Annotated in this window: 15 protein-coding genes; 11 read left to right on the top strand and 4 right to left on the bottom strand. The window is 64.3% G+C overall.

What is annotated here, in order from left to right:
* Positions 1–88 precede the first annotated feature (88 nt).
* On the bottom strand, positions 89–835 hold the full coding sequence (locus tag SH412_RS23580; protein WP_336520484.1) for an HNH endonuclease: 747 nt from the start codon (positions 833–835) through the stop codon (positions 89–91).
* Between the two features lie 726 nt (positions 836–1,561).
* Between SH412_RS23580 and SH412_RS23585 the strand changes: the two genes are divergently transcribed.
* From SH412_RS23585 to lpxK, 4 genes are all read left to right on the top strand, one after another.
* Positions 1,562–2,371 (top strand): response regulator, encoded by an 810-nt coding sequence (locus SH412_RS23585; RefSeq protein WP_336520485.1) that lies wholly within the window; start codon positions 1,562–1,564, stop codon positions 2,369–2,371.
* 168 nt (positions 2,372–2,539) lie between these two features.
* Positions 2,540–3,679, top strand: coding sequence for a trans-sulfuration enzyme family protein (locus tag SH412_RS23590; RefSeq protein WP_336520486.1), 1,140 nt, complete (start codon positions 2,540–2,542; stop codon positions 3,677–3,679).
* Positions 3,680–4,020: 341 nt separating this feature from the next.
* Positions 4,021–5,190 (top strand): isocitrate/isopropylmalate dehydrogenase family protein, encoded by a 1,170-nt coding sequence (locus SH412_RS23595; protein WP_336520487.1) that lies wholly within the window; start codon positions 4,021–4,023, stop codon positions 5,188–5,190.
* A 26-nt stretch (positions 5,191–5,216) separates the two neighbouring features.
* The gene (gene lpxK / locus SH412_RS23600) at positions 5,217–6,275 is read left to right on the top strand and encodes a tetraacyldisaccharide 4'-kinase (protein WP_336520488.1); all 1,059 of its coding nucleotides are present in this window, start codon (positions 5,217–5,219) and stop codon (positions 6,273–6,275) included.
* 78 nt (positions 6,276–6,353) lie between these two features.
* Here lpxK and SH412_RS23605 read toward each other — a convergent pair whose 3' ends face one another.
* Both SH412_RS23605 and SH412_RS23610 read right to left on the bottom strand, forming a co-directional pair.
* The gene (locus tag SH412_RS23605; RefSeq protein ID WP_336520489.1) at positions 6,354–6,956 is read right to left on the bottom strand and encodes a carboxypeptidase-like regulatory domain-containing protein; all 603 of its coding nucleotides are present in this window, start codon (positions 6,954–6,956) and stop codon (positions 6,354–6,356) included.
* Positions 6,957–7,340: 384 nt separating this feature from the next.
* Entirely contained in the window at positions 7,341–7,928 is a 588-nt protein-coding gene (locus SH412_RS23610) for a carboxypeptidase-like regulatory domain-containing protein (RefSeq protein WP_336520490.1), read from the bottom strand.
* Positions 7,929–8,317: 389 nt separating this feature from the next.
* Here SH412_RS23610 and cls point away from each other — a divergent pair, with 389 nt between their 5' ends.
* Positions 8,318–9,763 carry a cardiolipin synthase gene (gene cls, locus SH412_RS23615; RefSeq protein WP_336520491.1) on the top strand — a complete coding sequence of 482 codons (1,446 nt, stop codon included), beginning with the start codon at positions 8,318–8,320 and terminating at the stop codon, positions 9,761–9,763.
* 428 nt (positions 9,764–10,191) lie between these two features.
* Here the strand turns inward: cls and SH412_RS23620 are convergent, their stop codons facing one another.
* Positions 10,192–11,592: a hypothetical protein gene (locus tag SH412_RS23620; RefSeq protein ID WP_336520492.1), complete on the bottom strand. Its 1,401-nt coding sequence runs from the start codon at positions 11,590–11,592 to the stop codon at positions 10,192–10,194.
* 612 nt (positions 11,593–12,204) lie between these two features.
* Between SH412_RS23620 and SH412_RS23625 the strand changes: the two genes are divergently transcribed.
* The 6 genes from SH412_RS23625 to SH412_RS23650 all read left to right on the top strand — a co-directional run bounded on the left by SH412_RS23625 (position 12,205) and on the right by SH412_RS23650 (position 19,143).
* Positions 12,205–12,612, top strand: a complete 408-nt coding sequence (locus SH412_RS23625) for an Hsp20/alpha crystallin family protein (RefSeq protein WP_336520493.1) — start codon at positions 12,205–12,207, stop codon at positions 12,610–12,612.
* Positions 12,613–12,943: 331 nt separating this feature from the next.
* Positions 12,944–13,315: an Hsp20/alpha crystallin family protein gene (locus SH412_RS23630; protein ID WP_336520494.1), complete on the top strand. Its 372-nt coding sequence runs from the start codon at positions 12,944–12,946 to the stop codon at positions 13,313–13,315.
* A gap of 304 nt (positions 13,316–13,619) precedes the next feature.
* The gene (gene hflX / locus SH412_RS23635) at positions 13,620–14,927 is read left to right on the top strand and encodes a GTPase HflX (RefSeq protein WP_336520495.1); all 1,308 of its coding nucleotides are present in this window, start codon (positions 13,620–13,622) and stop codon (positions 14,925–14,927) included.
* A 146-nt stretch (positions 14,928–15,073) separates the two neighbouring features.
* Positions 15,074–16,537, top strand: a complete 1,464-nt coding sequence (locus SH412_RS23640; RefSeq protein ID WP_336520496.1) for a DUF1501 domain-containing protein — start codon at positions 15,074–15,076, stop codon at positions 16,535–16,537.
* Positions 16,538–16,605: 68 nt separating this feature from the next.
* Positions 16,606–17,475 (top strand): isocitrate lyase/PEP mutase family protein, encoded by an 870-nt coding sequence (locus SH412_RS23645; RefSeq protein ID WP_336520497.1) that lies wholly within the window; start codon positions 16,606–16,608, stop codon positions 17,473–17,475.
* A 327-nt stretch (positions 17,476–17,802) separates the two neighbouring features.
* Positions 17,803–19,143 carry a PQQ-binding-like beta-propeller repeat protein gene (locus SH412_RS23650; protein ID WP_336520498.1) on the top strand — a complete coding sequence of 447 codons (1,341 nt, stop codon included), beginning with the start codon at positions 17,803–17,805 and terminating at the stop codon, positions 19,141–19,143.
* Positions 19,144–19,160: the final 17 nt, after the last annotated feature.

Below are 19,160 nucleotides of genomic sequence, written 5' to 3' on the forward strand. Positions count from 1 at the left end.
GGGACGTGTCACCGCTGCACGACACAAGGTTGGAGTCCGGCACCTCTCGCGTTGCGGAAATCACTCCAGGCGCAACGCCACGAATGAACTACTCAGCCTCGACGGCCCGGACCACACGCTGTCCCAGAAATGCCTTCACTTCTTCAATGCTGTACGCTGGATTTCGGAGATGAAGCACCAGGTGACAATTCGGGCAAACCGGACGCAGATCGGCAACCAGATCGACGAAGTATTCTTCTCCGATCTCCGAAAGCGGGCGGAGGTGATGGACATGGATGCGTCCCTCTGCGACCTCACCGTAGGCATCCCGAAAGTTGAAGGCGCAGATGGTGCAGGTTGTGCCATGCACCTTGATGCATTCGTCGCGCGCCTCCCGATTTCGTTCGTATGCATTCACGGTAATCGTGCGAACGGCACCTTCGGGAAGCCCTTGTGGCTCAGCGATTTCCTCAGGGAACGGCTCAGATACGGCAATTTCCAGATGTTTCCTGTCGAACATCCATCGGCCGTGAGCGTCCTTGATCACGAGCAGGTCATGGTCTCGTTTCAGGGACTGGATATGTGCGCGGATTGTGCTTTTTGCGTTCCCCGCATGTTGCATTTCCTCCATCGTTGCGCCGTCAAGCAGCAGGTTATCAAGCTTCGCGTACTGCCCTCCAAGAGCTCCGTGACCCAGCCAGTTCTCACCATCCGTGTCTTTCGGTCGATTCGGGTTTCGGATCAGTTCCAGAGTTCTTCTCTTATCGAGTTCTTTGTCTCGCGTGCCTGACATCGTGATCTCCCAAAGAGCACCGTTGCGTAAAGAGTTTGCGCCGAAACAACGGGCAGCTTTCACGTCGCGTCATCCGCTGGCGTTCCCCTCCTCCATCAGCAGCGACAGCGTCCGCTGCGGATTGGCCAGGAAGCCGCGTGTGACCAGGAAGTGCTCGGTGTCTTCATAGGCCACGGTGCGGATGCCGGACGGACTGAGGACGTCGAAGCTGTCGATCCGTGTCTTGAGCCCCGAATGGGGCGGCGGGCTGTAGCCACGGGTGAAACGAAGTCCGCCGTCAGGCGGACGGAGTGCAACCCGTGGGACTCGATGCGACTCTCGGGCAACCGTCCCGGAGGGACGGCGGAATGACGACGTTGCGGGAATGACAACGGCACGGATTCCTTCGCCCCGCCCGGGGCTCCGAGTCCTTTGATTCGGCAGATCCACGGGTTCCGCGTCGGTCGGCTTCGCCTCCCCGCTCCACCCGTGGCTACACTCCTGCGCCCCTGCCGGGGCGATATGCCGCCCTGATGTGATTGGCGCTGCCGACATTCATCGCGCGATCTCCAGATAGCGCAGATACGGCCCTGGTTGACTCTTCCGTTTGCGGGCCACGGGAATCTCCTGGAACGATTTTGCCGGCTGAGGCTGCGGCGAGGATAGCGGAAATCCGCAGTCCGTTCACGTTCCGGCCGGCGGACCTTGGCGAAGTCGCCCTGCAACGATATGACGGAATCGGCTCGCGGACTTCAAATGACGGCCGCCGGCACAGAGCTTAGTCGACGTTTTGACCGTTTGGATCTCAGGATGCTGGATACTCTTGCCGGACGCGTGCTGCTCGCGGAAGATTGTCTGGACAATCAGCGGCTGATCGCCAGCCTGCTGCGCAGGTGGGGACTGACGGTGGCCGTCGCCGGCGACGGTCGACAAGCCGTCGATGCTGCGCTCGCCAGCCGGGAGGTCGGAGAACCCTTCGATCTGATCCTGATGGACATGCAGATGCCGGTGCTGGATGGCTATGAAGCGACCCGCGAATTGCGCCGACGCGGCTGGACCGGCCCGATCCACGCTCTGACCGCCAATGCCATGTTCGGCGACCAGAAGTTCTGTCTGGACGCGGGGTGTACGGGGTATGCCCGGAAGCCGATCGAACGGACGGCCCTGCATGCGCTCCTCGCAGAGTCACTGTCGCGGCGGTCCGCGGACGTCACCATCGAGCCGTCACGAAGTCGGGAGTCCTCCGCCGAAAGTGCGACCGCTTTTTCCGCGAACTCGACCGGGACGCCGGGTGTCTACAGCCGCAGTGTGGCGCTCGAGCGGACCGGCGGCGACCAGGCGCTCTGCGACGAAATCCTCGGGCTCGTGCTGAGCGAAGGCGTGCAGTGGCTGGGACTGATTCGGGAGTTCGTCGCGGCGGAAAACTTCAAACAGGCCCGGCGCGTCGCCCATTCCGCCAAAAGCTCGGCGGACAATATCGGCGCACTCCGTGCCCGCGAAGCGTTCTGGAACATCGAGCGGGCGGCGATTGAGGCCGACGCCCCGGCGACTGCCGCGGCGCTGGAACAGGCCGTCGCGCCGCTGGAAGAGTTGCTGGACGCGCTGCGCTGCCGGGGATGAACGCTGCAATTCTCGGCAGAAAAAGACTGGCGGCTTGAAGGCCGCCAGCGCCACTCGGGTCGCAGACGACTCGCGGGACCCGGCCCGGCGGCGGAGCGATTGTTCCTTTCCCAGGTTTCACCTACGATTGTGCCCGGTTCCCGAGATTTGCGCAAGGAAAAACGGCTCATGCATTTCGAAACGCGATGCGTCCACACCGGCGTGGACAAGGATTCGACCTGGCTCAGCGCCACCACTCCCATTTATCCGTCATCGACCTTCCGCTGGGACAACCTGGACGGACACCGCGGCTTCGACTACACGCGCAGCGGCAATCCGACCCGCCGGGCGCTGGAGGAGAACCTGGCCGCCCTCGAAGGAGGGATCGACTGCCGGGCGACGAGCACGGGGATGTCGGCCATCGCGGGGGTGCTGCACCTGTTCCAGCCGGGCGATCACATCATCGCCGGGCACGATATCTACGGCGGAACGTACCGGCTGTTTGACGCCGTCTTCCGCAAGATGGGGATCGATTTCGAGTTTGTCCGGATGGGCGATCCGGAAAACGTCCGCAAGGCGCTGCGGCCGAATACGAAATGCATCTGGATCGAGACCCCCAGCAATCCGCTGCTGAATATCGTCGACATCCAGGCGATCTGCGACGTGGCGAAGTCCGCGGGCGTGATCACGATCGCCGACAATACGTTCCTCTCGCCCTATCTCCAGCGGCCGTTTGAGTTCGGCGTGGACATCGTCGTCCACTCGACGACGAAATATCTGAACGGACACTCCGACGTCGTCGGCGGGGCGATCATTACTCGCGACAAGGCCCATGCGGAGCGAGTGAGCTACGTCGTCAACGCCCTCGGTCTGGCCTGTTCGCCGTTCGATGCCTGGCTGGTGCTGCGAGGCGTCAAAACGCTGGGTCCGCGGATGGAAGCCCATCAGAAGGGGGCCCAGGCGCTGGCTGAGTTTTTGAACGGCCAGCCGACGGTGGCGAAGGTCTACTACCCGGGGCTGACGGATCATCCGCAGCACGCGCTGGCGAAGCGGCAGCAGAAGGGGTTCGGCGCGATGCTGAGCTTTGACGTGCAGGGGGGCCGGCCGGCGGTCGAGAAGATTCTGAGCAAACTGACGCTGTTCCAGCTCGCCGAGTCGCTGGGCGGCGTGGAGTCGCTGATCGAATACCCCGACACGATGAGCCACGCCTCAATGACCGAGCCGGCCCGGCGGGAAGCGGGGATCACCGCCAGCACGCTGCGGGTCTCGGTGGGAATCGAGCATCCGGACGACCTGGTGGCGGATTTCCGGCAGGCGCTGGAGGGGTGAGGGCGAGTCGAGAAGCTGGAGTCCAGTGCTGAGAGCCAGCGAGAATGGAAGGCCAGTCGTCCGAGTTGCCGACTGGCAAATCTGACTCTATCCCCATTTTTGCATTGATTTTCCTCCCTCTTTCCTCTGCGTCCTCCGAGTCTCCGCGGTAAAACTCTTCTGTCTTCCGACCGCGTAACGCATCAGCAGACTGCCCCCTGAGCTTGCAACCGGGCTTCGGGTTGTGTTAGCGTCGGCGGGGCCTGCGACGTCGAGGAAGGTGCGCTGGGCGCGTCCGCTGAGCGACGCCCCCTTCTTCGAGCGGAATTCGTTGGTTTACAACACGTTAGGTGTCACGCAACATGCATCACGTCACGCTGATTCCGGGCGATGGGACCGGACCGGAAATTACCGAAGCCACCCGTCGTTGTCTCGAAGCGACCGGCGTCAAATTCGACTGGGACGTCCAGGAATGCGGCATCGAAGTGATCGAGAAGCTGGGCAAGGTCCCCGAGTCGGTGCTGGCGTCGGTTCGCAAGAATCAGGTCGCCCTCAAGGGGCCGATCACGACGCCGATCGGCAAGGGTTTTCGCAGCGTTAATGTCTATCTGCGTCAGGAGTTGGGGCTTTACGCCTGTCTCCGTCCCTGCAAGACGTACAAGGGGGTCCGGAGCTTCTTTTCGGGCGTGAACGTCGACTTGGTGATCGTCCGCGAGAACACAGAAGACCTCTACGCAGGGGTTGAGTTCCAGGCTGGTTTGCCCGCAACCGCCGAGCTGATCGACTTCATCAATTCGAAAGCCACGGGTCGGAAGATCAGCACGGGTAAGGCGACGACCGGCGTCAGCATCAAGCCGATGTCGTACGAGGGAACCCGGAACATCGCCAATTTCGCGTTCGACTACGCCGTGAAGGCGGGACGGAAGTCGGTGACTTCGGTCTGCAAGGCGAACATCATGAAGTTCACCGACGGGCTGTGGTACGACGAGACCCGGGCCGTCGCCGCCGCCTACGGCGCGAAGTTCGAGCAGCCCGAGCTGAAGGTCGCCCCGGACGCCGAACTGGCCGGCAAGACGACCGACGCCAGCCAGGTCGCCTACATGGAGCGGCTGATCGACAACATGTGCATGCAGCTCGTGCAGAAGCCCGAGCAGTATGACGTGATTCTGCTATCCAACTTGTACGGCGACATCCTGAGCGATCTGTGCGCGGGCCTGGTGGGGGGACTGGGCGTCGCGCCCGGAGCGAACATCGGTCCGTCGTCGGCGATCTTCGAAGCGACGCACGGCAGCGCGCCGAAGTACAAGGGCCAGAACAAGGTCAACCCGACCGCGTTGATCCTGTCCGGCAAGCTGATGCTGGAGCACCTGGGCGAGAAGGCCGCGGCCGAGAAGCTGGAAGCCGCCGTCGCTGCCGTGATCGCCGAAGGCAAGGACGTGACCTACGATATGAAGCCTCATCGGACCGATCCGACGGCGGTCGGAACGGCTCAGATGGCCGACGCGATCATCGCCAAGATGCAGTCGATGTAGTTCATACGCTGACGAAAGCCGCTCTCATGGATGAGACGAGGCTGCTGGAGATCCTGTCGGGAGAGCGACGCGGCCTGTCCGCGGCGCTCTCCCGTTGGCTTTTGGCCGGTCTGTCGGTTCCTTATGGAGCGGCGGTTTCGGCCAGGAATCTCGCGTATGACCGGGGCTGGCTGGCGTCGCAGCGTGCGGCGGTTCCCGTCATCAGCGTCGGGAACCTCACGACCGGGGGGACTGGCAAGACCCCCTTCACGGCGTTTCTTGCCCGCGAACTGCAGTCCCGGGGGCTGCGGCCAGGGCTGCTGAGCCGGGGCTATCGTTCGCTCGACGGCGCGGAGAACGACGAAAAGCGGGTGCTGGACCGGCTCTGCCCTGGCGTGCCGCAAGTGCAGAATCCGGATCGAGTGGCCGGTGCGGAGCGGGCGATTCGCGAGTTCGGCTGCGAAGTGCTGATTCTCGATGACGGGCTGCAGCATCGGCGGCTGCAGCGGGACGTGGAGATCGTGCTGATCGATGCGCTGCGCCCGTGGGGCTTCGGACGACTCCTGCCCCGCGGGCTGTTGCGGGAACCGATGTCGGGTCTGCGACGGGCCGATCTGATCGTCATCACGCGGGCCGATCAGGCATCAGCCGCGCGGGTGGCCGAGCTGCGCCGGGAGATCGCCGAGATCGCTCCGGTTCCGGTTGCGGACATCGCTTTTGAGCCGGGCATGCTGATTGACAGCGAGGGCTGCGAGACGCCCCTCTCGTCGCTGGCGGGGCGTGTCTGCCAGGGGTTCTGCGGAATCGGCAATCCCGAGGGCTTTGCGGCGACGTTGCGGTCGGCGGGGATCTCTGCCGAGCTGGAAGTCTTTCCCGACCATCACCATTATACGGCGGCGGACTTCGAACGACTGCGGCGGAAGGCCGAAGCCATCGGGGCCGCGGCGCTGGTCACGACGCTGAAAGACCTGGTGAAGCTGCCGGGCGATTCTCTCGACGGCCCGTCGGTGCTGGCGGTCGATCAGCGGGTGCGCGTGTTGCACGGCGCGAATGAAATCGCGCGGCTGATGGATCGCTTCGGAAGCGACCGGGCGCGGGCGGCCTGAAATGACGTTTGCCGTCGGCTGCACCCGAGGCAACCGACGGCAAGTCGAATTCGTTTCACTCGATCCGTCGCGCGATGTTCACAGCGACTGCGGCGGAGCGTTGACGATGTCGTTGTTGTCGTCATCGTTCTGATCGATCGCGATGACGGCAATGATGATCGCGGCAATCACTGCAGCGGTCAGAAGAAGCATGCCGTTGCCCATTCCGCCGTACTGGCCGCGGGCTCCGTCCTCACCCTGCACGATCAGAGCGTATTCGTCGGCGGTGGCCGGGGCCGAGCCGTCGTTCCAGACGCGGAAGTTGCCTTCCGTGCCGCCCGAAGCGACCTGGTAGTCGCCGTTCTCCAGATGCCGGACCTGGAAGACGCCTCGGTCATCGGTCGCGATCCGGGTGACTTCTTTGGCGTCGCGACGGACGACCACTTCCGCCCCCTTGATCGGCGAGCCGTTGTGATCGACGACGCGGCCGGCGAAAACGCCGGTTTTCGCGGTTTTGATATTCGCCACGGCGCCGGCCCGGGCGATGTGGACGACCGGCTTGGCGGCGGCGGTCTGTCCTGCGGCGGCTGCGGTGGCCTGCGGGCAGACCACGCCGAACGTGGCAAGGGCGACGACCGCCCCTTTGAACAGCGACATTCCCTGCATTTCGTTCAGCTCCTGGGCCCAGTCCCTGACGGTCATCCGTGCCAATTCGCGACCCTCGGGCGCGAACACAGAACATTGAATTTCTGAGTATCGGAGAGGAGGATGGCGCCGGGGTGAACGGAACTTGAGTTTGCCGGGGTCCTCCGTCAACGGCAATATCGGCCTGCCGATGCCGACGCGCTGAGCGCGATATTCCCGAAATCCGGCTATTTCCGGCGGTTCCTCGAAAGACGGGAAGTCTCGGAGAGCACGGTAATCCGCGAATGACGCGCCAGACGCATGAAACGTCCAGACGGGCGTTCCACAGAGCTGCGATCTGCCCGGGCGGGATGCCTCGTGAAAAACAGCACCGCCACAGGTCGACCCAGAATGACCTGCGGCGGCGCCGGCGATGGAGAGCGATGAGCGGTCGCGGAATCGCTACAGCGACTGCTGAAGTTTGTTGACCTGATCCTGGAGACCGTCGACGTCGTCCTGGAGGTTGTCAATTTTGTCCACGGCGATCGCGCCGAGGATGACGGAGGCGATGACGGCTGCGGTCAGCAGCAGAAGTGCGGGATCGACCGCGCCGTACTGACCCCGGGCGCCGTTCTCGCCCATGACCAGTAGAGCCTGCTCGCGGGAGATCTTCGGGGCCGTCTCGCCGGTCCACAGGTGGAAGCGGCCTTCGGTCTTCCCGGCGGCGACTTCGTAAACGCCGTCTCGCGCGTTCTTGACTGCAAAGGCCCCTTTGGCATCGGTTCGCGTGCGAGCGACTTCGCGCTGGCCCTGGCGAACGACCACTTCGGCGTCGGCGAGGGGCATGCCGCCGTGATCGACGACGCGACCGGCGAATGTTCCGTCCTTCGCCAGCGTCACGTCGGCGACTTCACCGGTGCGGGCGATCCGGACGGTGCTCCGGGCCGGTGCACGCGATTCAGCGGCTGCAAGCACGCCCGCCTGGGGCATGACGACTCCAAGAGTCGCGAGGCTGACGATGGCAACCTTGAAGAACTGAGATGGCTTCATGCCGTTGCTGCTCCTTCCTGGATTCGGAGGCGTCCTGACTCGCCGCGGCCCCGACTTCGGGACAGATCACAACGACTGCGGACATGGGGTCAATGTGTTTCTGGCCGCCCGTCGCATTGCCGATGCGACCGGCGTCGGGCCCGCTGAGTTCAACAGACGATGGGGCGAAATAGCCCAAGTCGCGGCCGGGCGTCAACAGGAATTCCGCGGGCGCCGGCGCAAACCCGTTTCACCGGGTGCGAACTGCGGGCGAGACTGGCGGAATCTGCCGCTCGCCGGCGCCGACGATGGTGAAACGTCTCGTTTCACGGTTCTCTGGGCCGACGTTGTCGAGAACGGCTCCACAGCCGACAATCGCGGCGGCACTCTCACCACGGGCGGACGGCGGCATGATGGAATCCTGGGAATCGCTGTTGGGGTTTGCGTCCCTCCTGGGCTATGCGACGACGCTGCTGCTGTTGCCGGTCGTGCTGCTGACCAAGAAAGAGCAGCCCGTCTCGACGGTCGCCTGGGTCATGGCCATCGTCACCATGCCCATCGTCGGGGCGATTCTGTTTGCGGTCTTCGGCGTCAATCGCGTCGCCCGTCGCCGGTTACGAAGTCGACAGCGGATTCAGGAGAGCCTCGGCAGTCTGCTGCCTCCGATCGCCGGGAGTCCGACTGCCGAAGACGCGGAATGCGGTCCGGTCCCGGCGGCGCTCCGCCGCATCGCCCGCCGACTCGACAGCACCCGGGCGATGTGGGGCAATGTCGTCGACGTGCTGCACGACGCGGATCGCGTGTTTGCGGAAATCGAGGGGGCGATTCAAGGCGCGAAGTCGTCGATTCACCTCGAATACTACATCTGGCAGCCCGACCGGACGGGGACGCGGCTCCGCGACCTGTTGATCGCCAGGGCGCAGGAGGGGATCAAGGTCCGCTTTCTTTACGATACGCTGGGATCGATGTGGCTGACCCGACGGTTCCTGCAGCCGATGCGCGACGCAGGAATTCACGTGGCAACCTTCGTGCCGGGCCGGTCGTTGTTCGAGCGCTGGTCGATCAACCTGCGGAGTCACCGGAAGATCATTATCGTCGACGGCGCGGTGGGATTCACGGGGGGCATGAACGTCGGCGACGAGTATCTCGGTCGGGATCCGTATTTCGGCTACTGGCGGGACACGCATCTGCGGCTTCGAGGCCCGGTCGTGCTGCAGCTCCAGGAAGTCTTTGCACTGGACTGGATGTCTGCGACTCGCGAACAGCTCGTGCAACCGGAACTGTATCCGGCGGCCGTTCAGACCGGGGGGGTGACGGCTCAGGTCCTGTCGGGAGGTCCCGATGACGAGGAGAATGTGTTTCACACGCTGATGTTCGCCGCCATCAATGAGGCCCGGCGCTCCGTGACGCTGATGACGTCGTATTTCGTGCCTCCCCCGGCAATCGTCACGGCTCTCGAAACGGCTGCGTTACGGGGCGTGCGGGTGCGGATCATGGTCTCCGGGCCGAAAACGTACTGGGTGACGCGGCATGCGTGTCGCTCGTACTACGATTCGCTGCTGCAGGCGGGGGCCGAGATCTACGAATACCGTCGGGGCCAGCAGCATGCCAAGACGCTGGCGATCGACGACTGCTGGTCGCTGGTGGGGACGCCGAACTGCGACGCCCGCAGCCTCTTCCTGAATTTCGAGGTGGCCGTGGCGATTTACGACGCCACGATCGCCGAGCAGCTCAGCGCGCACTTCGAGCTGGACTTGCCGGACGCGCTGAAGATCGAACTGCCGACGTGGTCGAAGCGCTCGACCGTCGAGCGGTTGAAGGAGAACCTCTGCCGGATGTTTTCGCCGGTGTTGTGAGGGGGGGGGAAGCGAATAGCGAATAGCGAATAGCCGGAGAAGAGGGCTGATCGCTGATCGCCGGACGGGGGGAAAGACGTTGTGTGGGGACCGACACACGAGTTTGTCGTTCCGCCGCCCCTTCCGGGGCGGATGCGCGCGGAGGACGCGTCGTTCCACGGGTTGCACTCCGTCCGCCTGACGGCGGACTTCGTTTCACCCGTGGCTACAGCCCGTCGCCCGCTTCGGCGCTCAAGACGCGGGCTGGCCATCTCAGCGTCCAGAACGCTGCCTTTCTCGACTCCCGATGATCGACGGCAACAGCACCTCAGGTCGCTGATCGCCGGACGGGAGTAGACGCTGTCGCGTTCTCATTTTGCGTTTTGCAATTTGCACTTTTCAATTTGCAATGCATTCGCTTTTCGAGCTGCCCGGCCCGCCTGCACAGATCAGCCGCTGCGCTGCAGGTCTTTCCACTGTTTGCGCAGTTCCCGGCGTTGTTTTTTGCTCAGGCCTTTGAGCTGGTCGGCCGGGGGACCGTCGACGCGGTAGTCGTTCCCGTCGTCGTCGCTCCACTCTTCGCTGGCGGAAGGCTCTTCCTCCGGTTCCGGAACCGAAGGGCGGCTGGCGGAAGGTGAGCGAGACGAGCTGGACGCCTTGCGGGACGGCGCCGGATCTTCCGGTTCCGACCATTCCGAGGTTTCCGCCAGCTCCGCGGGGGAAGCGCCCCAGGCTTCCTCGGCCGTCGACTCTTCATTCCAGCCGGTCGATTCCTCGGAGGCTTCGAGTTCGGTTTCCTCGTCGTCCGCCTTGCGCGTCCGGGTCCGCGGTTTCGCCGTCCGTTTAGTCGTGGCCTTGCGCTTGCGACGGGGGGCGGCGGCCACCGCCTCAGACTCCGATTCGGCCTTCTTGCGCCGGCGGCGCGGCTTCGCGGACTCGTCGTCCTCCCCGTCCGCGGCCTTTCGGCGGAACAGCCTGGCGATCCGACACAGCAACCGGCCCAGCACCGACGGGCGACCGGCTTCGATGTCCGGCGAATCCGGACAGAAGTAGGCGACATACCAGGCGTGCAGCCAGAGGGTCAGAAACAGCAGCCCCATCCCGGTCAGCGGCAGCAGAATCGCGGCATATTCGAACCACGGCGCCCCCGCCACAGACCGGGCCAGCAACGGCGCCCCGGCGGCGGCCAGGAGCACGGCGGCGGTGATGCGGTACAGGACCAGATTCATTCGCGAACGGCGGAGATCGCGATCGATCATCACGCCCAGCGGGAGCCCGGCGGAGAGAAGCGGGATCTGCCAGATCAATGTCCCGGCGTGTTCCGGCAGCAGCTTGAACTCCACGGCGATCCGGGCCAGCGCCTGATGGGCATCGGTCCCCGCGCAGAAGCCGATGACGGCCAGCAAGCCGGCGAACCAGGTCCAGATGCGGTAGCGGCCGCCAAAGTCCGACTGACTCCGCGAACGATACCAGCCGATCAGGAGCGCCCAGGCCGTGATGCCGGTCCAGCCCACCGATTGCAGGTAGTCGACCAGGACCGGCCGGGACCGTTCCAGCAGGTGCGATTGCAGCGACTGGAGCTCCGGTCGGAGCGCAAACGGCTCGACGGTCGCAATGCCGGTCAGGACCAGCCCGACGATCAACAGGACGCCAGCCGTCCAGATCCGCCAGAGCGCCTGGGGAATCCAGGGTGCGGCGACGGCGACGACGGAATCGGCGGAGAGCCCCCGGCGTTCGATCCGTGCGGCGTCTTCCGGGGAGAGGGCTGCAGGGCTCCCTTCCGCGTTCACCGCCAGGCGACGGCGGCGGCGGTCGTCGGAAGAACGCGCACCAGCAAACTGCACCGACATGTTCGGAGTGACCGGCGATCCAGGCTGAGGAACTCGGGAAGAGTTGCCGTGGAAACCGATGCCCGCAGGTTCACGCCGGTCGACCAGGGCGGAGAGACGGCCCGACCGGAAGTCCACAGTGGAACTGCTCCGATTCCGGCCCGCCTCCGGCCACTGCCTCCGTGCAGATCTCCTGCTGCGGAAAATTGCGCTGCGCAATCCCGAGCACCCGTCATCCACGGGACTTACGCCCCATTCATCGGAGAATCGACCGGCGGAGTTTCATTCGAGTTGCGGGAAGTCGCTTCGTTCACACTGGGTAAGTTGAGACTGCCAGATCAGCAGGCTCCGTCGAGTTGACCGCTCTTTGCCGCGCAAAGACGCCATTACGGCAGTCGGCGACGAGCTGCCAATGTGGCAAGCCGGACGTCCAGTCCGGGAGGTTGCGCGTAATCCACGACTACACAATGAGTTGCGGCGCCAATCGAAATCCTGATTCTGAATTCCTCGATTCTGGCACGCGGCGTGCAAAATGAGATCACCAGACTTGACAGACGTGTTTGACGGGCTCCCGACAGCTCTGGAGCCCGTGAACGGTGTTTTCCGCAGGCAGGTTTTCAGGAGTCCGTTCCCATGCGACTTGTTCATGAACGATGGAATCCCTGGCGCGATCTGGCCCGGCTGCAGCACGATGTTCAGCGGCTGGCCCGGCACAATCGGCCCGCAGACGCGGAGTACCCGCCGTTCAATGTGTATCAGAACGCCGAAGAGGTGGTCCTGACGTCGGTCGCGCCGGGTCTGGACCCTGCGGGAATCGATCTGGAAGTCGGGGCTGACGCGGTAACGGTTCGCGGCCAGCGACCGGTCTGGTCGCCGGAGCCCGGGCAGTCGGAGACCGTGGAGTTTTCCCGGACGTTGAAGCTGCCGTTCCCGGTCGATTCGCAGTCGGCGGAAGCCGGCTATGAGCGAGGCGTGCTGACGATCCGGTTGAGGCGGCCGGTTTCGCAGCAGTCGCGCAAGGTGCCGGTGGCGGCGGGGTGAGTCCGGAGGATTGACCACGAATTGCACGAATCAACGCGAATGAAGAACGGATTGAACCACGGAAAGCACGGAGATCACGGAGGGGACCGGAGAACGGAGGAAGACAGGAGCAATGGAGTTTTGCTGTCTGTCATTGGTGCGGATTCGTGTCATTCGTGGTTCGTGTTCTCTGTTTGAGTTTTCCCACAAATCTGGAGTTTGTCCCGTGTGGGAGTGGGTGCTGAAGGAATGGGGCGGAGCCTCTCAAAAGGGCGTCCCCGGGCAGAGACTGGGGAACGAGATCACATAAACAATCGGCCGGGCGCGCCCGGCCCTCCTGGAGATGGAAATCATGACGAATGAGACAGCCTGTGCTCCTGCTCGGGCGACCGAGCTGCAGTTTGTGCCGCGGACGCGGATTCAGGAAACCGCCGAGGCGTGGGAGATCGTCTGCGAGGTTCCCGGAGCCGACGATCAGTCGGCGGAGATCTCGCTCGAACCCGACCGGCTGATTCTGAACGTCCGGGTTCAGCCGACCGACCTGCCCGGCTTTCAGCTCGTCCATCGGGAGTACCGCGAAGGGAACTATCAGCAGATCTTCAAGCTGCCGGACAATATCGACCGCCAGGGGGTCGAAGCAACGATCCGCCAGGGCGTGCTGCGACTGAAGCTTCCCAAGCTGCCGGTCGCGCAGACGCGGAAGGTGACGGTGGTGGCGGGATAGTTCGGGATGAAAAAGAGGATCCACGGCGGAGGGCGCGCAGACCGGAAGGGGGTGATCTGCGGAAATCCGGGAAGGCCCAAGAATGCAGCGATTCCGTGAACCTGTCGTGGCAACGTCGTGTCCGATTTGAGATTTGTTTGGATTCCGGGTTTCGGATTTCGTGTTTCGTCCTGCCAGCAGGGAACTCACGGAAGTCGCCCCGCATGGTCCAGGATTGCCGGCCGTGCCTGAGCGGCCTATAAATTCCTCTGGACATTTGCCCGCTGGAGTGCGGGTTTCCTTCCTCCCTGAGAGCACCACACCCTTGCCCGAACCTATGCGTGATGAGCTGCAGGTGCAGCACCGGACGGCGGTCCTGGTGGCCGTCGTCGAGTCTTCCCGGAAGCTCGACCGAGACCAGGTGCTCGACGAGCTGAAGGGGCTGGTGAAGACTGCCGGGGTGACGGTGGTCGGCGAGCTGGTGCAGATGCGGGCCAAACCGCATCCCAGCACGTGCCTGGGGAAAGGCAAGATCGAAGAGCTGAAGAGCCTGGTCGAGGCGACCGGGGCCGAGCTGGTGATCTTCGACAACAACCTGTCGCCTGCCCAGGGCCGGGAGCTGGAGCGGGAAGTCGACCGGGTCATCGTCGACCGGAGCGAACTGATTCTGGACATTTTCGCCACGCACGCGCGGACCTTCGAGGCCAAGCTGCAGGTGGAGCTGGCCCAGCTCATGTATACGCGAACCCGCCTGAAGCGGATGTGGACCCACCTGGAACGCATCGACGGCGGCATCGGCGCCGGTCGCGGTCCGGGTGAAAAGCAGATCGAAATCGACCGCCGGCTGATCGGCACGCGCATTTCCGAGCTGAAGCGGCGGATCAGCGAAATTGAAGTCCGCCGGGAGCGAATGGTCCGGCAGCGGGAATCGCACGCGCTGGTCTCGCTGGTGGGGTACACCAATGCCGGCAAGAGCACGCTGATGAATGCGCTGACCGGGTCGGACGTGTACGTCGCCGACCAGCTCTTTGCGACGCTCGACACGCGGACGCGGAAGTGGCGCGTGCCGGGCTGGGGGGATGTGCTGCTGAGCGATACGGTCGGTTTCGTGCGGGATTTGCCGCACCAGCTCGTGGCCAGCTTCAAGTCGACGCTGGAAGAAGCCCGGCAGGCGGACCTGCTGCTGCACGTCGTCGACGCCAGTAATCCGGAGGCGGAGGAGCAGGCCGAGACGGTCGAGAAGGTGCTGGAAGAGATCGGCGTCGAGATCCGCAATTTCGTGCTGGTGCTCAACAAGTCGGACGCGGTCAAGGACCGGGAAATCGTCGACGTCCTGCGGGCGAAGTACGCCTGCTCGGTGACGGTCAGCGCCGTGACGGGGGAGGGGTTCGACCAGCTTGCGGCGATCGTGGCGGAACGGCTGGGGAACGGTTTCGTCGACGTCGAAGTGGAAACCTCGGCGGGGAACGGCAAGCTGTTCGCGTACCTGGCGGAGCACTCGGAGATTCTGGACCGGCAATACACGGACTCGCGCGTCACGCTGACGTGTCGGCTGCCGCGCCCGCTGCTGTGGCGGATCCAGGGGGAGGACACCGAGGTGCGGGTGACGGAGCGGTTGTCGGTGGTGAAGTAGGGGGCGTCTTGGGGTGACGAGTGTCCCCCCGGCCTGAATGGCCGGGGGCTAAGAGGTTGGGAGTGATCGGGGTCTTGTCGGTCGAACCTGCGGGACGCATACTCAATTGAGCATCCGCCCGTGATCCTCCTGACGAAGTTCCCGCCATGCCCGATCCCCTTGATGCATACCGCCAGCAGGTGACTCGCCGGCAGTTTTTTGGACGCAGTGCACTTGGGTTAGGGACTGCGGCGCTCGGCGGGTTGCTGCAGCGGGACGGGCTGGCGGCGGCTCCTGCCGGCGGACGCCTGCCGGGGCTGCCGCATGCGGCGCCCAAAGCGAAGCGGGTGATCTATCTGTTTCAGAACGGGGCGCCGACGCACGTCGACCTGTTCGACTACAAACCGCTGCTGAAAGAGATGCACGGCAAGCCGGTCCCAGAGGAGTATCTGGGGGAGCGGCGGTTCAGCACGATGACCGGCGATCCCAAGGGAAAGCTGATGCTGGCCCCGGTCGAGCCATTCCGCCAGCGGGGCGAGTGCGGGGCGTGGGTCAGCGATTTCCTGCCATACACGGCGTCGATCGTCGACGACCTGTGCTTCGTCAAGAGCCTGCATACCGAGGCGGTCAATCACGCGCCGGGGATCACGTTTTTTCTGACGGGGTCGGAGCTGCCCGGCCGGCCGTCGATGGGAGCGTGGCTGACGTACGGGCTGGGGAGTGACACGGAGGAGCTGCCGGCGTTCGTCGTGATGACGTCGATCAGCAAGGGGACGAGCTGCGGGCAGATTTTCTACGACTTCTACTGGGGCTCGGGTTTTCTGCCGTCGCGGTATCAGGGGGTGAAGTTCCGCGGGAGCGGCGACCCGGTGCTGTACCTGTCGAATCCGGACGGGATCAGCCGGGAGATTCGCCGGGGGGTGCTGGACGACATCGCGCGGCTCAACGAGATGAAGCTGCAGGAGTTCGGCGATCCCGAGATTGCCACGCAGATCGCGCAGTATGAGATGGCCTATAAGATGCAGGCCAGCGTGCCGGAGCTGACCGACTTCTCAGATGAAACGCAGGCGACGCTCGACATGTACGGACCGCAGGTGCTGGAGCCGGGGACGTTTGCACACAATTGCCTGATGTCCCGCCGGCTGGTGGAGCGGGGCGTGCGGTTCGTGCAGCTCATGCACGCCGGGTGGGACCAGCACAACAGCCTGACGACCGAGCTTTACACGCAATGCAAAGACACCGATCAGCCGTCGGCGGCGCTGGTGCAGGACCTGAAGCAGCGGGGGCTGCTGGACGACACGCTGGTGGTGTGGGGCGGGGAGTTCGGGCGGACGCCGTTCATTCAGGGGAACATCAACGACCGTCCGCGCTGGGGTCGGGATCATCACCCCTATGCCTTTACGCTGTGGATGGCGGGGGGCGGCGTCAAGCCGGGGCTGACGTACGGGGCCTCGGACGATCTGGGGATGAACGTGGCGACCGATCCGGTCCACGTGCACGACGTGCAGGCCACGATCCTGCACCAGCTCGGCATTGACCACGAGCGGCTGACGTACCGGTTTCAGGGCCGGGCGTTTCGGCTGACGGATGTGTTCGGGAAGGTGGTGGAGGGAGTGCTGGGACAGGCTTGAACTGCGGCAACACCCATTGAGCCGCTCTCCATATGCTGCACGTCGTCCTTCCAGCGAGCCAAGTCGCCATGTCCGCACCCCGTCAACTTCGAGAACTGCTGGCCCGGCCGGGGATCATCCGGAGCCTGGCGCCGCATGACGTATTCTCGGCCAGAATTATGGAACAGGCCGGGATCGAGCTGCTGTTTCTGGGAGGCTTCGGGGCCTCGGCGAGCCTGCTGGGGCTGCCGGATACGGGGCTGATTACGCAGACTGAAATTGTCGAAGCCGCCCGGCGGATGACGTCGGCCGTCCGCGTGCCGGTCATCGTCGACGCAGACACCGGGCATGGGGACGTGCAGAATATTGTCCGGACCGTGCGCGAGCTGGAGCGGGCCGGGGCGGCGGGCCTGCTCCTGGAGGATCAGGTCTTCCCGAAACGCTGCGGCCATTTTCCGGGGAAGCAGGTGACCAGCGCGGAGGAGATGCTGGTCAGGTTGCGGGCGGCGCTCGATGCGCGCGTCGATCCGGACTTTACGATCATTGCCCGGACCGATGCGTTGACGGTGCATGGCGTGGACGACGCCATCGGCAGGGCGCAGCAGTATGCCGAGGCGGGGGCCGACGTCTGTTTTGTCGAAGCCCCCCGGTCTGTCGACGAGCTGGCGCGGATTGCGCGGGAGATTCCCCGACCGCAGCTTGCGAACATGCTGGTCGGCGGTGCGACGCCGATCCTCTCTGCGGCCGATTTGGAGCAACTCGGATATCGCATCTGCGTGTCGCCGGTGGAGAGTCTGGCGATTGCGGGCTTCGCGGTGCGCGCATTGGCGCAGGCCATGTTGAAGGAAGGGCGGGTCGACGGACTGTCGGACCGGATGCTGCCGTTTGCCGAACTGCAGCAGGTTCTTGGCGTCGCGGAGTCCCTGGGTCTGCGGGAGCGATTTGAGAAGCGGGGTTGAAGGGGGACGCGACGTCACCCATTGTGCAGTCCGAGAATTGGCTCCGGGTGAGGCGACCGGCTTGCTGTCCTCGGCGGTTCTGGTTTCTCCGGGGTGAATTGCCGACGTCGGATTTCACGTCGGACATCGCGGTGCTGACGTCATCATCGGTGAACGGCTGCAGAATCGGCGCAGTTCGATCGCGCGCCATCAAACCAGACGGGACAAGTCCGAGCTGTCCGGAGGAACGGCGCGAACCGCCCTCCGGATCAACGGCTGGTTCTGCCGACAGTCGGCCGGTATCGTGAACCTGGGTTCTCGAGTGCTTTGTGACGAAGGTCAATCGCGATGTTCAAATCCGTACTGCTCGGCGTGATTTGTGTGGGGCTGGCGACGACTGTGCGGGCCGACGACTGGCCGCAATGGATGGGGCCGCAGCGCGACGGCGTCTGGCGGGAAACGGGACTGGTTGAAAAGTTGCCCGAGGGAGGGCCGCCGGTCTTGTGGCGCGTCCCCGTTGGTGGCGGATATGCCGGACCCGCCGTCGTCGGCGACCGGATCTACATCACCGACAAGCAACTTCCCGAAGGAACCCGGAATCCGGACGACCCGTTCGACCGCAAGCTGACTCCCGCCACCGAGCGAGTTCTTTGCCTGAATGCGGCCAATGGCGAGCTGATCTGGAAGCATGAGTACGAGTGCCCGTACACGGTGAGCTACCCGGCGGGGCCGCGGACCACTCCCGTCGTGCGCGACGGTCGGGTCTATACGCTCGGCGCCGAAGGGCATCTGTTCTGCCTGGAAGCCGATACCGGCAAGGTGGTCTGGTCGAAGAACTTCGCGAAGGATTACGGTCGGACAACGGTTCCGATCTGGGGCTATTCGTCGAATCCGCTCCTGGATGGCGACAAGCTGATCTGCCTCGTGGGCGGCCCGGGGACGACGGTCGTCGCCTTCCACAAGGAGACCGGGAAGGAGCTCTGGCGGGCGCTCGATTCCGCCGACCGGCACGGCGCCGGCTATGGTTCGCCGATCATTGTCGAGGCCGGCGGAGCGCGCCAGCTCATCGTCTGGCACCCGGCGGCCGTCAGCTCGCTCAATCCGGAAAGCGGCGCGGTCTACTGGAATGAGCCCTTTGAAGTCCGCGAGGGATTGACGGTGGCTACGCCGAGAGTCCGCGACGACCTGCTGTTCGTGAGCGCCCTCTACGACGGATCGCTCCTGCTGAAGCTGGCCCAGGACCGCCCCGCCGCGTCGGTCGTCTGGCGGCGCAAAGGTCGCAACGAGCGTCTGACCGACGCCCTGCACTGCATGATCAGCACGCCCGTGATTGACGGGGAGCAGATTTATGGGGTCGACAGCTACGGCGAGTTCCGCTGTCTCGATCTCGCGACCGGGGATCGGAAGTGGGAGACGTTCGCGCCGACCAGCGGATCGTCGCTCCGCTGGGGCAACGCCTTCATCGTCAAGTACGAGAACGGCTATGTCCTCTGCAGCGAGAACGGCGACCTGATCCTGGCGCAGTTGAGTCCCGAGGGGTACACGGAAATCAGCCGGGCGCATCTGCTGGAGCCGACCGGCCCGGCTCAAAGGCGAGACGTGGTCTGGTCGCATCCGGCCTTCGCCCGCAAGTGCGTCTTTGCCCGGAACGACAAGGAGCTGATCTGCGTTTCGCTCGCAAAGCCGTGAGAGTGCGTCGCAGGCGG

This window comes from Planctellipticum variicoloris (assembly GCF_030622045.1).
Taxonomy (GTDB): domain Bacteria; phylum Planctomycetota; class Planctomycetia; order Planctomycetales; family Planctomycetaceae; genus Planctellipticum; species Planctellipticum variicoloris.

Coding starts and splice junctions, on each gene's coding strand:
- SH412_RS23585 (WP_336520485.1), top strand. CDS start 1,562: ATGCTGGATACTCTTGCCGGACGCGTGCTGCTCGCGGAAGATTGTCTG.
- SH412_RS23590 (WP_336520486.1), top strand. CDS start 2,540: ATGCATTTCGAAACGCGATGCGTCCACACCGGCGTGGACAAGGATTCG.
- SH412_RS23595 (WP_336520487.1), top strand. CDS start 4,021: ATGCATCACGTCACGCTGATTCCGGGCGATGGGACCGGACCGGAAATT.
- lpxK (WP_336520488.1), top strand. CDS start 5,217: ATGGATGAGACGAGGCTGCTGGAGATCCTGTCGGGAGAGCGACGCGGC.
- SH412_RS23605 (WP_336520489.1), bottom strand. CDS start 6,956: ATGACCGTCAGGGACTGGGCCCAGGAGCTGAACGAAATGCAGGGAATG.
- SH412_RS23610 (WP_336520490.1), bottom strand. CDS start 7,928: ATGAAGCCATCTCAGTTCTTCAAGGTTGCCATCGTCAGCCTCGCGACT.
- cls (WP_336520491.1), top strand. CDS start 8,318: ATGATGGAATCCTGGGAATCGCTGTTGGGGTTTGCGTCCCTCCTGGGC.
- SH412_RS23620 (WP_336520492.1), bottom strand. CDS start 11,592: ATGTCGGTGCAGTTTGCTGGTGCGCGTTCTTCCGACGACCGCCGCCGC.
- SH412_RS23625 (WP_336520493.1), top strand. CDS start 12,205: ATGCGACTTGTTCATGAACGATGGAATCCCTGGCGCGATCTGGCCCGG.
- SH412_RS23630 (WP_336520494.1), top strand. CDS start 12,944: ATGACGAATGAGACAGCCTGTGCTCCTGCTCGGGCGACCGAGCTGCAG.
- SH412_RS23640 (WP_336520496.1), top strand. CDS start 15,074: ATGCCCGATCCCCTTGATGCATACCGCCAGCAGGTGACTCGCCGGCAG.
- SH412_RS23645 (WP_336520497.1), top strand. CDS start 16,606: ATGTCCGCACCCCGTCAACTTCGAGAACTGCTGGCCCGGCCGGGGATC.
- SH412_RS23650 (WP_336520498.1), top strand. CDS start 17,803: ATGTTCAAATCCGTACTGCTCGGCGTGATTTGTGTGGGGCTGGCGACG.